This is a genomic window from uncultured Caulobacter sp. (assembly GCF_947036865.1).
Lineage (GTDB): Bacteria > Pseudomonadota > Alphaproteobacteria > Caulobacterales > Caulobacteraceae > Caulobacter.
In genome coordinates, this window is the sequence record NZ_CAMQSF010000002.1 from 59051 (window position 1) to 71214 (window position 12164).

Here is a 12164-nt window from a genome sequence, read left to right on the forward strand (position 1 = left end):
TGGGCCTGCCGGTCGAGAGCCGCCCGGCCGAGCACTTCGGCTGGTTCGCCATGTTCGCCGGGATGGACGCCGCCACCTCGGCGGCCTGGACCCGTGACACGCTTGGCTGGACGCCGACCGGGCCCAGCCTGATGCGGACCTGGAGACCGCCGGCTACTTCTAGACCTTCAGGTCCGCCGTCACGGGCGCGTGGTCGCTGGGTCGCTCCCATTCGCGGACGTCGTCGTGAACGCGCGAGGAAACCTTGCCGTCCACGATCGCCGCGTCGCGCAGGCCCGGGCTCGCGAGAATGTGGTCGAGGCGCAGGCCCCGGTTGGACTTGCGGAAATCGGCCGCGCGGTAGCTCCACCAGCTGAACAGCTTTTCCGGCTCCGGCGTGGCCAGGCGCGGCAGGTCCAAAAGGTCCATCGATTTCACGAGCGCTTCGAAGGCTTCCAGCTCCGGCGGGGTATGACTGACGACCTTCAGCATCTGCCGGTGGCTCCAGACGTCGTTTTCGCCCGGCGCGATGTTGAGGTCGCCGGTGACGATCAGCGGCTCCCGGGGATCGCGCCGCTTCAGGGCGGCGGTCAGGGTCTCGTAGAAATCGAGCTTATGGTCGAACTTCGGATTGGCCGCCCGGTCCGGCAGGTCGCCGCCGGCGGGGATGTAGAAGTTCTGGATCTCGACCCCGGCGACCTTGGCCGCGACGCAGCGCGCGTGGCCCTCGCGGCAGTTCATCAGGGTCGGGACGTCCTCGAACGGCAGGCGTGAGGCGATCGCCACCCCGTGCCAGCCCTTTTGGCCCGCGATCTTCAGGTGCGGCAGGCCCATGGCCGCGAAGGCTTCGCGGGGGAACTCACCCTCCTGGCACTTGATCTCCTGCAGGCAGAGGACATCGGGCGCCTGCTCGTCGACGAAGCGGGCGACCTGCTCGGCGCGCAGGCGGACGGAATTGACGTTCCAGGTGGCGAGACGGAGGCGCATGGCCCGCCTCTAACGCGGTTTCCAGTGGCGGAAAAGAAATGGCTGAGCGTGGGCGCGGGTCCGGATGGAAATCCTCGTCCTTCGACAAGCTCAGGATGAGGATTTTGAGCGAACGAGACCGACACCCGTCCTCACCCCGAGCCCGGCGAAAGGCGAGGACGGCTCCGAAGAGGCCATCAACACGCGAGGCTGGCGGCCCAAGAAAAACGCCCCGGCGCATCGGCGCCGGGGCGAAAGTCTAGTCTCTCATGCCGCCGCCGGGAGGGGATAGGATCCGGCACGGTTCGCGAGGAGCGGGTCGGTCGCTCTTCGCCATGCGTGTTAAATATGCCACGTCCTAATTTTTAGTCAAGAGCATCGAAGGTTGATTCTTGCCTGTTGTGAGAATGTCACAAACCGACACCTAGGGCTTGCCCACCTTGCGCCGGGGGTCCGTGAGCACGAAGAGCTTGGGATCGAGATCGCCGGTCTCGGCGAAATCGCTGAGCCGCACGCGGATCTGGCCGCCCTTCAGGTCGGTGACGGTCCAGCCCATCAAGCCGACCGGCGCGTTCGAAAAGTCGATCGAGATGCGGCCCAGCGCCTGGCGCTTGGCGTCTTGGGCGACGATCGTGAAGCCGTCCGCCAACGGCCTGATGTCGGTGATGACCACGCCGCGATCTAGCCGAACCTCGCGCGCCAGCAAAAGGTTCAGCGGCGTTCTGCCCAGCGGGTAGCTCTCATAGGTCTTCAGCCGGCTGTCGAAGATGTTGACGTTATGGCCGTTGCTGACGACCAGCAGGCCGGCGGGCGGGTCGTACTGGAACCGCGCCTTGCCGGGACGCTGCAGGTAGAAGGTCCCTTGCGTCACCGTGCCGCGCGCGTCGGTCTGGACGAAGCGGCCCTTGGCCGACGACAGGCCCTGGATATAGGCGGTGGCCTTGTCCAGCAGCGCCTTCTGGTCGGCGGTCAAGGCGGCGGGGACGGGCCTGCCGTCCTGGGCCAGGGCGACGGTCGCGAAGGACGTCTGGGCGAGAGCGGCGGCCAGGCCGGCCGCGAGAAGGAAACGGCGATTGGTCATGGGAACTCCTTAGCCGCAACCTTGGCCCGCGCGAAGGCCGCCGCGAGGCCATTTTCCGGCGCCCCGATGAAGCGCCGTTCAGGTTGGAAGGCCAAGGAACGCTGCATCAAAGCCAAGGTTGCCACCCTCATCCGACTTCCCCGGCGTTCGCCGGGACCCAGATCGTGTGGCTTTGAGGTCCATGCAAGAACGCCCGCGACCTTCCGGGTGCGCGGGCGCCTTGGCATCTGGGCCCCGGCATTCGCCGGGGAAGTCGGAGGAATCAGAGCGGCGGCGGGGGCGGGGCCAGGATCTCGCGCTTGCCGGCGTGGTTGGCGGGGCCGACGACGCCTTCCTTCTCCATCCGCTCCATCAGCGAGGCGGCGCGGTTGTAGCCAATCTGCAGGCGGCGCTGGATATAGCTGGTCGAGGCCTTGCGGTCGCGGGTGACCACGGCCACCGCGTGGTCGTAGAGGTCGTTGGACCCGCCCTCGCCGGCGAAGGCGCCCTCGATGGCCTCTTCCTGCTCCTCGTCGCCGCCGGCGGTGACCTCTTCCAGATACTGCGGCGTGCCCTGGTCGCGGAGGAAGCGGGCCACGGCCTCGACCTCGCCGTCGCTGACGAACGGGCCGTGCAGACGGGTGATGCGGCCGCCGCCCGCCATGTAGAGCATGTCGCCCTGGCCCAGCAGCTGCTCGGCGCCCTGCTCGCCCAGGATGGTGCGGGCGTCGATCTTGCTGGTGACCTGGAAGCTGATCCGGGTCGGGAAGTTGGCCTTGATGGTGCCGGTGATCACGTCGACCGACGGGCGCTGGGTGGCCATGATCAGGTGGATGCCGGCGGCGCGGGCCATCTGGGCCAGGCGCTGCACGGCGCCTTCGATGTCCTTGCCGGCCACCATCATCAGATCGGCGACCTCGTCGATGACCACGACCAGATAGGGCATGGGCTCGGGCCGGATCTGCTCGGTCTCGTAGATCGGCCGGCCGGCGTCGTCGAAGCCGGTCTGCACGGTCCGCTCGAAGTGCTCGCCCTTGGCCGCGGCCTCGTTGGCCTTCTCGTTGTAGCCGCCGATGTTGCGCACGCCGATCTTGGACATGCGGCGATAGCGGTCCTCCATCTCGCGGACCGTCCACTTCAGGGCCACGACGGCCTTTTTCGGATCCGTCACGACGGGGGCCAAGAGGTGCGGGATGCCGTCGTAAACGCTCAGCTCCAGCATCTTGGGATCGACCATGATGAAGCGGCACTTGTCCGGCGGCAGCTTGTACAGGATCGACAGGATCATGGCGTTGACGCCGACCGACTTGCCCGAGCCGGTGGTGCCGGCGATCAGCAGGTGGGGCATCTTGGCGAGGTCGGCCACATAGGGCTCGCCGCCGATGGTCTCGCCGAGCGCCATGGGCAGGATCTGGCTGGCCTTCTCGTAGTCGGCGCTGGACAGGAGGTCGCGCAGATAGACGGTCTCGCGGCGCGAGTTCGGCAGCTCGATGCCGATGGCGTTGCGGCCTTGGGCCACGGCCACGCGGCACGAGATCACGCTCATCGAGCGGGCGATGTCGTCGGCCAGGGCCACGACGCGGGCGGTCTTGACGCCGGGCGCGGGGGCCAGCTCGTACATGGTGACCACGGGACCGGGGCGGATCTGGTCGATCTGACCCTTTACGCCGAACTCGGCCAGGACGCTTTCCAGCAGCCGGGCGTTCTGGCGCAGGGCGGCGGCGTCGACCTCGGACGAGCGCGGCTTGGCCTTGGCCAGCATGGCCAGTTCGGGCAGTTGGAAGCCGTCCTCGTCGTCGAAGGCGAAGGCCTTCTGCTGCTCGCGCTGTTCGCGGCCGGACTCCTTGGGCGTGGTCTTGGGCTTGGCGATCGCCATCGGGCGAGCGTCGAGGGTGTCCTCGAAATCGTCCTCGTCGGTCTTGGGCGGCGGCGCGTAGGGACGCTCCGGCGCGGCGGCGGTTCTCGGGGCGACGGGCGTGTCGACGGCGTCCTCGGGCTCCAACGGCGGCAGGCCGCGTTCGCGCCGAGGGGCGGGCGGCGCCTTTTCCTTCCTGGCGCGAACCGGCTTGGGCGCCGGCGCGGGCGGCGGTTCCGGCTCGGGGCGGGCGCGGGGTTGCAGGGCGGTGGCGACGGCGGCGTGGATCGCGTCCGGATCGACCTCGCGCACGCCGATCGCGAAGCCCAGCGCCGCCAGGGCGGCGACGGCGAACAGCAGGGCGGCGATAATCGTCGCGCCGGGGATGTGGGCGTAGTGCAACGTGCCGGCGACCATGTGCAGCAGCGCGTCACCCCAGAACCCGCCGAGACCCTTTTCCAGCTGCCAGACCGCCGGCGGCGGCGGGGCGGCCAGCACCGCCGACAGGGCCAGGAGGCCCAGCGATCCGATGATCGCCCGCTGGCGCAGGTCCTTGCGCTCGGCGTCCGGATCGGCCTGGGCCACGCGGGTGACGCCGAACACCAGCATCAAGAGGGCGACGCCCCAGGCCGACAGGCCCAGCGACTGCATCAGGAGATCGGCCACCGCCGCGCCCGGGCCGCCCAGCGCATTGCGGGCCGGCTCGCCGGTCGCGGCGTTCCAGCTGGGATCGGTCGCGCTGTAGGTGGCGATGGCCAGCAGCAGGACCCCGCCGACGACGGTGACGATCCCGCCCCGGAACCGAGCCGTCCAGGGCTGCGCCCAGCCGTAACGGAGGGCCTCCCACAGGAGCTCCGTCGTGGATCGCCGCGCGGCTCGCGCCATCAAAAGTCTCCGAACTCAACTCGTCTTCCGACCCCCAGAATGGGTCGAACCGCGATGTTGTGCCCGAAGAGGGTTAAGGGGCGTTTACGGCGTTGGTGGAAGAGCGATTAAGGATGGCGAGCCCAACGCCGATCTCCCTCCTCCTTGATGGGGGAGGGTAGGGTGGGGGTGACGCGGCGTTTGAAGCGGTGCTGGCGGCAAGTCGGCGGCCACCCCCATCCCCGGCCCTTCCCCCATCAAGGGGGAAGGGAGGAAGAGCCTAAGCCGCCTCGAACGTCACCGGACCGCCCCAGAAGCCCTGGACCAGACCGTTCTGCGGCCCCGGCGTTCCGGTGGTCAGGAAGACCCGCCCGCCGCCCGATCCGGTCGAGTACTCCGGATGCCGCGCCAGGTAGAGCTCCAGCGCATCGGCCGTGGCCTCCGGCTGCTGGATCAGCGGCGTGCCGGCGGGGAGGGCCGCGCGGAAGAGGTCGGCGATGATCTCGTAATGGGTGCAGCCCAGCACCACGCGGTCCGGGAAGCGGCCGATGCGGGTCTTCAGCGCCTGCACGTGCGCCTCGACGGCCTTGGCCAGCTCGACGACGGATGCGTCCTGCTCGATCAGCGGCACGAGCTCGGGGCAAGGCTCGGAGAACACCGCCAGGTCCTGCTTGCGCTTGTCGATCTCGATCTCGTAGACGCGCGAGCGCACCGTGGCCGGGGTGGCGAAGACGCCGAGGATGTCCAGGGCCTCGACCTTGTCGCCGCGCCGCTCGGCCTCGTGCTCCCACGGCAGGCCGGTCGCCTTCTCGATGGTTGGTACGATGATGCCCAGCACATTGACGGGTCGGCCGAGCTCGCGCCGATAGCCCGGCAGCCAGGTCTGCTGCAGGCGACGCAGCGCGATGGCCGAGGCGGTGTTGCAGGCCAGGACGATCAGGCTGGCGCCGCGGTCGAACAGGCGCACGCAGCCGGCCTTGGTCAGCTCGACGATCTCCTCGCCGGTCCGCACGCCGTAGGGGGCATGGGCCTGGTCGGCCAGATAGGTGAAGTCCGCCTGGGGCAGACGCTGCACGAGGGCGCGGTGGACCGTGAGACCACCCACGCCGGAGTCGAAGACGCCGATCATGCGAGAGCTTTAGCGGCCCCGGCGGCCGGCGTCACGCGCGGCTTGCCGCTCGCGCCGAGAGCGGGTCGATGGCGCGGGCCCTTCTCGCGCGGCGGGAGACGGGTTAAATCGGCGGCGGGGCTAAAGGAGTTTCGATGGCTGCGACCGCTCTCGCCTTTTCCCTGCTGCTGGCCGGCCAGGCCGCGCCCCCGCCCACGGTCGAGCTCGGCGCCGCGCCGGCCCAGGACGAGAGCGCGGTGGTCGCCGAGCTGACGGTCGTGGCCAAGCCGCCGGGCCCGGCGATCTGGCTGGTCGAGAAGGACGGCGCCAAGCTCTATATCCTCGGCGCGGCCCAGCCCTTGCCGCACCGCCTGAACTGGTCGAGCCCGCGTCTCGACAAGGCGCTGTCCAAGGCCAGTCTCGTTCTGGTCCCGCCCGAGGCGGCGGTCGGCGTCACCCAGGTGGCGGGCTTTATTCTTCGCTTCGGCGGCGGCCTGCGCCAGCCGCTCGGCAAATCCCTCGAAAACGAGCTGCCGCCGGATCTGAAGGCGCGGTTCGTCCAGTCGCGCGAGCAGGCTCGCAAGGGTCCGGGCGACTACAGGAACTGGAAGCCGGCGGTCGCGGGTTTCCTGCTGCTGTCGGATTTCCGTCAGGCCGCCGGCCTGTCCGAAGCCAAGCCCGTCAGCACCGTCGAGCGGATGGCCAAGGCGCGCAAGCTGAAGGTCAAGGCGGTCGGCCAGTACCGGATGAGCGCGGTGACGTCGATCGCCGGCAAGCTGTCGCCGGAGGACCAGCTCTATTGCCTGCGCGTGGCGCTGGACGAGATCGCCTATGACGGGGCCCACTCCACGACCATCGGTCAGGACTGGGCCGAGGGCGATCTGGCCTCGGTGCGCGCGCGCTACCGCGCCAGCGCCGCCCAGCGCTGCCTGACCCACGTTCCGGGCGGCCAGGCGCTGCTGGAGAAGGGTCTGGCTCAGACGACCGACGCGATGACCGAGGCGCTGAAGCGGCCCGGCGTCACGGTGGCGGTGGTCGATCTCGGTTTCCTGCTGCCGGCCAATGGCGTGCTCGACCGGCTGAAGGCATCCGGGGCGGTGGTGTCGTCGCCGGTGGAATGAGGTTCGGAGGGGAGGGGACCATGAGGAAGACCGCGATCGCCGCGACGGCCTTGACGCTGCTGGCCGCGGGCGCGGCCCGGGCCGAGGTGGTGGACGCCCAGGCCAACGGGTTCGAGATCAAGCACGAGGTGGTGGTGGCCGCGCCGGCCAGCGTCGTCTGGGCCACGCTGGTCCAGCCGGCCAAGTGGTGGTCGTCGACCCACACCTGGTCGGGCTCGGCGGCGAATCTCTCGCTGGGCGCATCGTCCGGCGGCTGCTTCTGCGAGAAGCTGCCGAACGGCGGCTCGGTGCTGCACATGACGACGCTATACGCCGCGCCCGGCCAGAAGCTCGTCTTGTCCGGCGCGCTGGGGCCGATGCAGAGCTCGGGCGCCACCGGCGCCCTGACCATCCTGCTCAGCGAAAAGAACGGCCGCACCATCGTCACCGCCACCTACGATGTCGGCGGATACTTCCGGGGCGGCCTCGACAAGGTCGCCGGGGTCGTCGACCTGGTGCTCGGCCAGCAGGTGGCGGGCCTGAAGAGCGCCGCCGAAACCCGCTAGCTTTAGGCGCTCTCGGCCAGGTCGCCTTCGCCAGCGCCGAGCAACGCCATCTGCAGGCGCGAGCGGTCGCGGCGGGCCGCTTCCAGAGCGCCCTCGGCGAGGGCGGCCTCGGAGGTGAGGCGTTCGATCGTGGCCTGCAGCTCGGCGACCTTGTCCTCGTGCTCGCGACGGATCTGGTCCTGCGCTTCCTGCATGGCGTCGAGGCGGGCGCGCAGCTGCTGGGCCCGTTCCTCGGCGCGCTTGAGCGCCTTTTCCTGGGCGAGCGCGCTCTTGGCCATCTGGTCGGCGCGCTCGATGGCGGTGGCGCGGGCGGTGTCGACGCCGGCGTGGCGCTGACGCAGGCCCTCGGCCTCCTCCTCCAGCGCGCGGATCCGCTCCAGCGCGCGCTCCAGCGCGACATTGAGATCGCCGGCGCGGCGCTCGACCGCCTTCTGGTGCGCGCTGGATTCCGCCAGGCGAGCCGACAGCTGGGTGTTCATCTCCTCGAGCTTCTCGGCGCGACCGGTCGCGGTCTCCAGACGGGTCTGCAGGGCCGAGATCTCGGCGCGGTTGGCCTCGACCTGGCTTTCCAGGCCGCGGATCGTGCGCCCGCTGTCGGTCTGATGGGCCGCCAGGGCGTTCTCCATCGCCTGGACCCGCGCCCGCTCGGCGGCGAGCTGGGCCTCCAGATCGGTTTCGATGCGCGACAGGCGCGCGAGGTCGAGGCCGGCCTGGTCGACGCGCTTCTTCAGAGTCGCGGCTTCCTCGCCCAGCAGGGCGTTGTCCTGGTTGGCGCGGGCCAGCGCCGCCTCGGCGTCGCCGCGGCGGGCGTCGATCTCCTGGGTCTGGACCCGCAGGCCCTCGAGATCCTGCACCAGGTGCTCGATGCGCGCCGTCGCGTCGCGCAGGGACGCGTCGAGGCTGGAGACCTTCAGGTCCGACTGCAGCAGGGTGTTGCGCAGGCGGTCGATCTCCAGGGCGTTGTCCTCGAGCGCGGTGTCCTGGGTCTGACGACGGGCTTCGGACTCGCCGAGCGCGGTTTCGGTCGCGGCGAGGCGGGCGCTGACCTCGCGCTCCTCGGCCTGGATCTGGGCGATCTGGCGCTGGGCCTGCTCGTAGTTGGCGCGGAGGGCGATCAGTTCGGCGTGTTCGGCGCGACGGGCCTCGAACTCCTGGCTGACCGGACCGCGGATCTCGGCGATCAGCGGCTCGATGGCCTTCAGGTGCTCCATGACCCGGCCGATGCTGTCGAGGCCGCCATGGATGGTTTCGTAGCGCTGGCCGATGGCCTGGGTGGACTCTATCCGGTGCTGGACGCTTTCGGCCGGGGCGTCGCCGACCAGAACGGCTGGCTTGACGCCCTTGTTGTCGCGAGAATTCTTCGACAGCAGTCTCATGTCGCCACCTTCGCCCCATGCGTGTCCGCGGCGACCTGACAGGACGCTCGGCCGGACGCCGCGAATCTCTTACCCAGAGGTTAACAACCTAGTTTACGGACAAGATGAATGTCGAGGGGGCGACACCGCGACGCGGCGTCGCGCTTAGGTTTATAGGCCCGAAAACTGGGGACGATCCGCCAGCTCGACCGCCAGCACCCGCGCGACGGCGTGGACGACCGCGGCGATGCGCAGCGCCGCTTGGATTTGAACCGCCGCGACGCCACGCCGCCGCAGCTCGGCTTGGTGGCTGTCGAGGCAGGCGGCGCAGCCGTTGATCGCCGAAACGGCCACGCACCAGAGCTCGTAGTCGACCGGCTCGACGCCGGGATGGGTCAGCCGGTTCATGCGCAGCCGCGAGGGCAGGGCGCGGTACTCCGGGTCGTCCATCTGGTGCAGGGCGCGGAAATAGACGTTGTTCATGGCCATGATCGCCGCGGCGGTCTTGGCCGCCTCGATCGCGGGCTCGGACAAGCCGGCCTCCCGCGCCGCGATCGTGATCGCCTTGAGGGTTTCCGGTTCGCCCGCCGCGCAGGCGCTGGCCAGGAAGCAGCCCCATTTGGCCTGATCGCTCAGCACGCTTTCGCCCGCCAATGCCTTGAGATTAAGGGCGATGTCGCGGGCGTAGGCGGGCAGCTGGGCCTTCAGGGCTTCGATCGGCATGGGCGCGCTCCGTCACACGGAATAGGCCTTAACATCGCGGGCGGGCCGCGTCCCTCGGCCGCGTCGATGGTTCGTGGATTTTCCATAGGGCGCGCCTATATTGCCGCCATGCTCCTGCCCACGCTCCGTCAGCTGCAATATCTGAAGCTGCTCTCCGAACACGGCTCGTTCAGCCGCGCGGCGGAGAGCGCCTATGTCACCCAGCCCACGCTGTCGGCCGGCATCCAGGAGCTGGAGAAGATCCTGGGGGCGCCCGTGGTCGACCGGGCCCGATCGGGGGTGATCCTCACCGCCGCCGGCCAGGAGGCGGTGCGTCGGGCCGAGGACATTCTGGCCCGGACCGAGGATCTGGTGCAGGCCGCGCGCGGCGCCGGGCAACCGCTGGCGGGCCGCTTCCGCCTCGGGGTGATCCCGACCGTGGCGCCCTATCTGCTGCCGCGCGCCCTGCCGGTGCTGCGCGACCGCTTCCCCAAGCTGAAGCTCTTTCTGCGCGAGGACCTGACCCAGCGCCTGATCGCGGCGCTGAAGACCGGGGCCCTGGACGCGGCCCTGATCGCCTTGCCCTACGACATGACCGGTCTGGACTGGGCCCATGTCGAGGACGACGAGCTTCTGGCCGCCGCGCCGGCCAACCATCCGATGACGGCCTCCGCGCGGGTCGATCCCGACAGCCTGCGCGACGACGATCTGATCCTGCTGGAGGACGGTCACTGCCTCCGCGACCACGCCCTGGCCGCCTGCGGCCTGGAGCCGCCCAAGGGCGGCGGGGACGACGAGAGCTTCGCGGCCACCTCGCTGCCAACCCTGGTGCAGATGATCGGCTCGGGTCTCGGCGTCTCGTTCCTGCCGGCCATGGCGGTGGAGGCGGGCCTGGCCGACAAGGCCGCGATCACCGTGCGCCCCTTGGCGACCGAGCACCCCAGCCGCGAGATCGTGGTGGCTTGGCGAGCCGGCTCCAGCCGAGGGGTCGAGGGCCGGCTGCTGGCCGAGACCCTTCGGACGGCCGCCTAGACCGTGTGGGCGATCGGGCCGTCGGCGCGGCCGTCGACGAACTGCCGGGCATAGGGATTGTCGGTCGTCGTCAGCTCGGCGGCCGGGCCGCGCCAGATGATCTTGCCGTTGTGGAGCATGGCGATCTCGTCGCCGATCGTCTGGGCCGAGGCCAGGTCGTGGGTGATCGACACCGCCGTCGAGCCCAGCCGCCGCACCTGGTCGGAGATCAGCTGATTGATCGCCGCCGCCGTGATGGGATCAAGGCCCGTGGTCGGCTCGTCGAAGAACAGGATTTCGGGGCGCGCCACGACGGCGCGGGCCAGGCCCGCGCGCTTCTGCATGCCGCCCGACAGCTCGGAGGGATAGCGATCGGCCACGGCCGGCGCCAGACGCACCTGGTCCAGCGCCTCGATCGCCCGCTCGCGCGCGTCCTTGCGCGAGACGCCATCGGCGTTGAGCAGGCGGAAGGCGACGTTCTCCCAGATGGTCAGGCTGTCGAACAGGGCCGCGCCCTGGAACAGCACGCCGATGCGGGAGAAGAGCTTGCGACGCGCGCCCTCCGACAGGCCGACGACGGTCTTGCCGTCCAGTTCGATCTGGCCGGCCTCGGGCCGCATCAGGCCCAGGGCCGTCTTGATGGTCACCGACTTGCCCTGGCCGGAGCCGCCGATGATCACCAGGGACTTGCCCGGCGCCACCGACAGATCCAGGCCGTCGAGCACGCGGCGGCCCTCGAAGCTCTTGGTCACGCCCTTCCAGGCCAGCTTGGGGGTCGCGTCGGTCATCGGGCCGCGTGGGTGAAGACGGTGGTCAGGAGGTAGTCGGAGGCGAAGATCAGGATCGCCGACGACACGACGGCGTGGGTGGTGGCGCGCCCGACCCCCCGCGCGCCGCCCGAGGCGTTGTAGCCATGATAGCAGCCCATCAGGGCGACGATGAAGCCGAACACCGAGGCCTTGATCAGACCGGACACCACGTCCCAGGCCTGCAGGAAGTCCAGCGTGTTGCGGATATAGACCGTCGGGTTGAACGCCAGGACCCGCGTGGCCACCAGCCAGCCGCCCGCCACGCCGATCGTGTCGGCGACGGCCGTCAGCAGAGGCAGCATCAGGACCCCGGCCAAGAGGCGCGGGCCGACCAGATAGCGGAACGGATCGGTCGACAGGGTCCGCATGGCGTCGATCTGCTCGGTGGCGCGCATGGCCCCGATCTCGGCGGCGATGGCGGCCGAGACGCGCCCGGCCAGCATCAGGGCGGCCAGCACCGGCCCAAGCTCGCGCGTGATCCCCAGAGCGACGATCTGCGGCATCACCTGCTCGGCGTTGAAGCGTCCGCCGCCGGTGAAGATGTTCAGCGCCAGGGCCGCGCCGGTGAAGACGGCGGTCAGGCCCACGACCGGCAGCGAGAAGAAGCCGATCGCCCCGAACTGGCGCCAGATCTGGCCAGGAAACCACGGCGGGGTCAGCGCCGTGGCGACGCCGCGCACGGCGAAGACGGCGACCGCGCCGACGGATCGGATCGCCGCCAGGGTCGAGCGCCCCAGCGCGCGGATCGGGTTGGCGGCGACCCGCCGGGTCGCCTCGGCCGGCGCCATC

The 12164-nt window shown here is 70.1% G+C and carries 10 protein-coding genes and 2 pseudogenes; 4 read left to right on the forward strand and 8 right to left on the reverse strand.

All coding sequences use genetic code 11. The features are described 5' to 3' along the window. Window positions 1-159: 159 nt before the first annotated feature. Window positions 160-966 carry an exodeoxyribonuclease III gene (gene xth, locus Q0V34_RS02330; protein WP_297507115.1) on the reverse strand — a complete coding sequence of 269 codons (807 nt, stop codon included), beginning with the start codon at window positions 964-966 and terminating at the stop codon, window positions 160-162. Window positions 967-1030: 64 nt separating this feature from the next. On the opposite strand from xth, the pseudogene Q0V34_RS02335 reads away from it, so the two are divergent. Beyond that, a pseudogene (locus tag Q0V34_RS02335) lies at window positions 1031-1149 on the forward strand (hypothetical protein); the annotation flags it as partial. A gap of 220 nt (window positions 1150-1369) precedes the next feature. Here the strand turns inward: Q0V34_RS02335 and Q0V34_RS02340 are convergent. The 3 genes and pseudogenes from Q0V34_RS02340 to Q0V34_RS02350 all read right to left on the reverse strand — a co-directional run bounded on the left by Q0V34_RS02340 (window position 1370) and on the right by Q0V34_RS02350 (window position 5853). Then, window positions 1370-2026 carry an outer-membrane lipoprotein carrier protein LolA gene (locus Q0V34_RS02340; RefSeq protein WP_297507118.1) on the reverse strand — a complete coding sequence of 219 codons (657 nt, stop codon included), beginning with the start codon at window positions 2024-2026 and terminating at the stop codon, window positions 1370-1372. A 262-nt stretch (window positions 2027-2288) separates the two neighbouring features. Beyond that, window positions 2289-4764 (reverse strand): annotated as a pseudogene (locus Q0V34_RS02345) (DNA translocase FtsK 4TM domain-containing protein). Window positions 4765-5004: 240 nt separating this feature from the next. Then, on the reverse strand, window positions 5005-5853 hold the full coding sequence (locus Q0V34_RS02350) for a glutamate racemase (protein WP_297507121.1): 849 nt from the start codon (window positions 5851-5853) through the stop codon (window positions 5005-5007). Window positions 5854-5987: 134 nt separating this feature from the next. Here Q0V34_RS02350 and Q0V34_RS02355 point away from each other — a divergent pair, with 134 nt between their 5' ends. Together Q0V34_RS02355 and Q0V34_RS02360 are read left to right on the forward strand one after the other, a co-directional pair. After that, window positions 5988-6953 (forward strand): TraB/GumN family protein, encoded by a 966-nt coding sequence (locus tag Q0V34_RS02355; protein WP_297507124.1) that lies wholly within the window; start codon window positions 5988-5990, stop codon window positions 6951-6953. Between the two features lie 20 nt (window positions 6954-6973). Then, a complete protein-coding gene (locus tag Q0V34_RS02360; RefSeq protein WP_297507126.1) occupies window positions 6974-7498 on the forward strand; it encodes an ATPase in 525 nt (174 codons plus the stop codon). A gap of 2 nt (window positions 7499-7500) precedes the next feature. Here the strand turns inward: Q0V34_RS02360 and creS are convergent, their stop codons facing one another. After that, a complete protein-coding gene (gene creS, locus Q0V34_RS02365) occupies window positions 7501-8874 on the reverse strand; it encodes a crescentin (protein ID WP_297507129.1) in 1374 nt (457 codons plus the stop codon). Between the two features lie 150 nt (window positions 8875-9024). After that, window positions 9025-9576 carry a carboxymuconolactone decarboxylase family protein gene (locus Q0V34_RS02370; RefSeq protein ID WP_297507133.1) on the reverse strand — a complete coding sequence of 184 codons (552 nt, stop codon included), beginning with the start codon at window positions 9574-9576 and terminating at the stop codon, window positions 9025-9027. Window positions 9577-9684: 108 nt separating this feature from the next. Here Q0V34_RS02370 and Q0V34_RS02375 point away from each other — a divergent pair, with 108 nt between their 5' ends. After that, window positions 9685-10587: a hydrogen peroxide-inducible genes activator gene (locus tag Q0V34_RS02375; protein WP_297507136.1), complete on the forward strand. Its 903-nt coding sequence runs from the start codon at window positions 9685-9687 to the stop codon at window positions 10585-10587. Here Q0V34_RS02375 and Q0V34_RS02380 read toward each other — a convergent pair. Together Q0V34_RS02380 and Q0V34_RS02385 are read right to left on the reverse strand one after the other, a co-directional pair. Continuing rightward, on the reverse strand, window positions 10584-11354 hold the full coding sequence (locus Q0V34_RS02380) for an ABC transporter ATP-binding protein (RefSeq protein WP_297507139.1): 771 nt from the start codon (window positions 11352-11354) through the stop codon (window positions 10584-10586). The two genes, Q0V34_RS02375 and Q0V34_RS02380, sit on opposite strands and share 4 nt — an antisense overlap. After that, complete coding sequence (locus tag Q0V34_RS02385) at window positions 11351-12163, reverse strand: ABC transporter permease (protein WP_297507142.1); 813 nt, start codon at window positions 12161-12163, stop codon at window positions 11351-11353. Before Q0V34_RS02385 ends, Q0V34_RS02380 begins: the two co-directional genes overlap by 4 nt. Window position 12164 lies beyond the last annotated feature (1 nt).

What these genes read in the sequence shown, in the direction of transcription:
- xth (WP_297507115.1), bottom strand. Translation starts at nt 966, where the DNA reads ATGCGCCTCCGTCTCGCCACCTGGAACGTCAATTCCGTCCGCCTGCGC.
- Q0V34_RS02340 (WP_297507118.1), bottom strand. Translation starts at nt 2,026, where the DNA reads ATGACCAATCGCCGTTTCCTTCTCGCGGCCGGCCTGGCCGCCGCTCTC.
- Q0V34_RS02350 (WP_297507121.1), bottom strand. Translation starts at nt 5,853, where the DNA reads ATGATCGGCGTCTTCGACTCCGGCGTGGGTGGTCTCACGGTCCACCGC.
- Q0V34_RS02355 (WP_297507124.1), top strand. Translation starts at nt 5,988, where the DNA reads ATGGCTGCGACCGCTCTCGCCTTTTCCCTGCTGCTGGCCGGCCAGGCC.
- Q0V34_RS02360 (WP_297507126.1), top strand. Translation starts at nt 6,974, where the DNA reads ATGAGGAAGACCGCGATCGCCGCGACGGCCTTGACGCTGCTGGCCGCG.
- creS (WP_297507129.1), bottom strand. Translation starts at nt 8,874, where the DNA reads ATGAGACTGCTGTCGAAGAATTCTCGCGACAACAAGGGCGTCAAGCCA.
- Q0V34_RS02370 (WP_297507133.1), bottom strand. Translation starts at nt 9,576, where the DNA reads ATGCCGATCGAAGCCCTGAAGGCCCAGCTGCCCGCCTACGCCCGCGAC.
- Q0V34_RS02375 (WP_297507136.1), top strand. Translation starts at nt 9,685, where the DNA reads ATGCTCCTGCCCACGCTCCGTCAGCTGCAATATCTGAAGCTGCTCTCC.
- Q0V34_RS02380 (WP_297507139.1), bottom strand. Translation starts at nt 11,354, where the DNA reads ATGACCGACGCGACCCCCAAGCTGGCCTGGAAGGGCGTGACCAAGAGC.
- Q0V34_RS02385 (WP_297507142.1), bottom strand. Translation starts at nt 12,163, where the DNA reads ATGGCGCCGGCCGAGGCGACCCGGCGGGTCGCCGCCAACCCGATCCGC.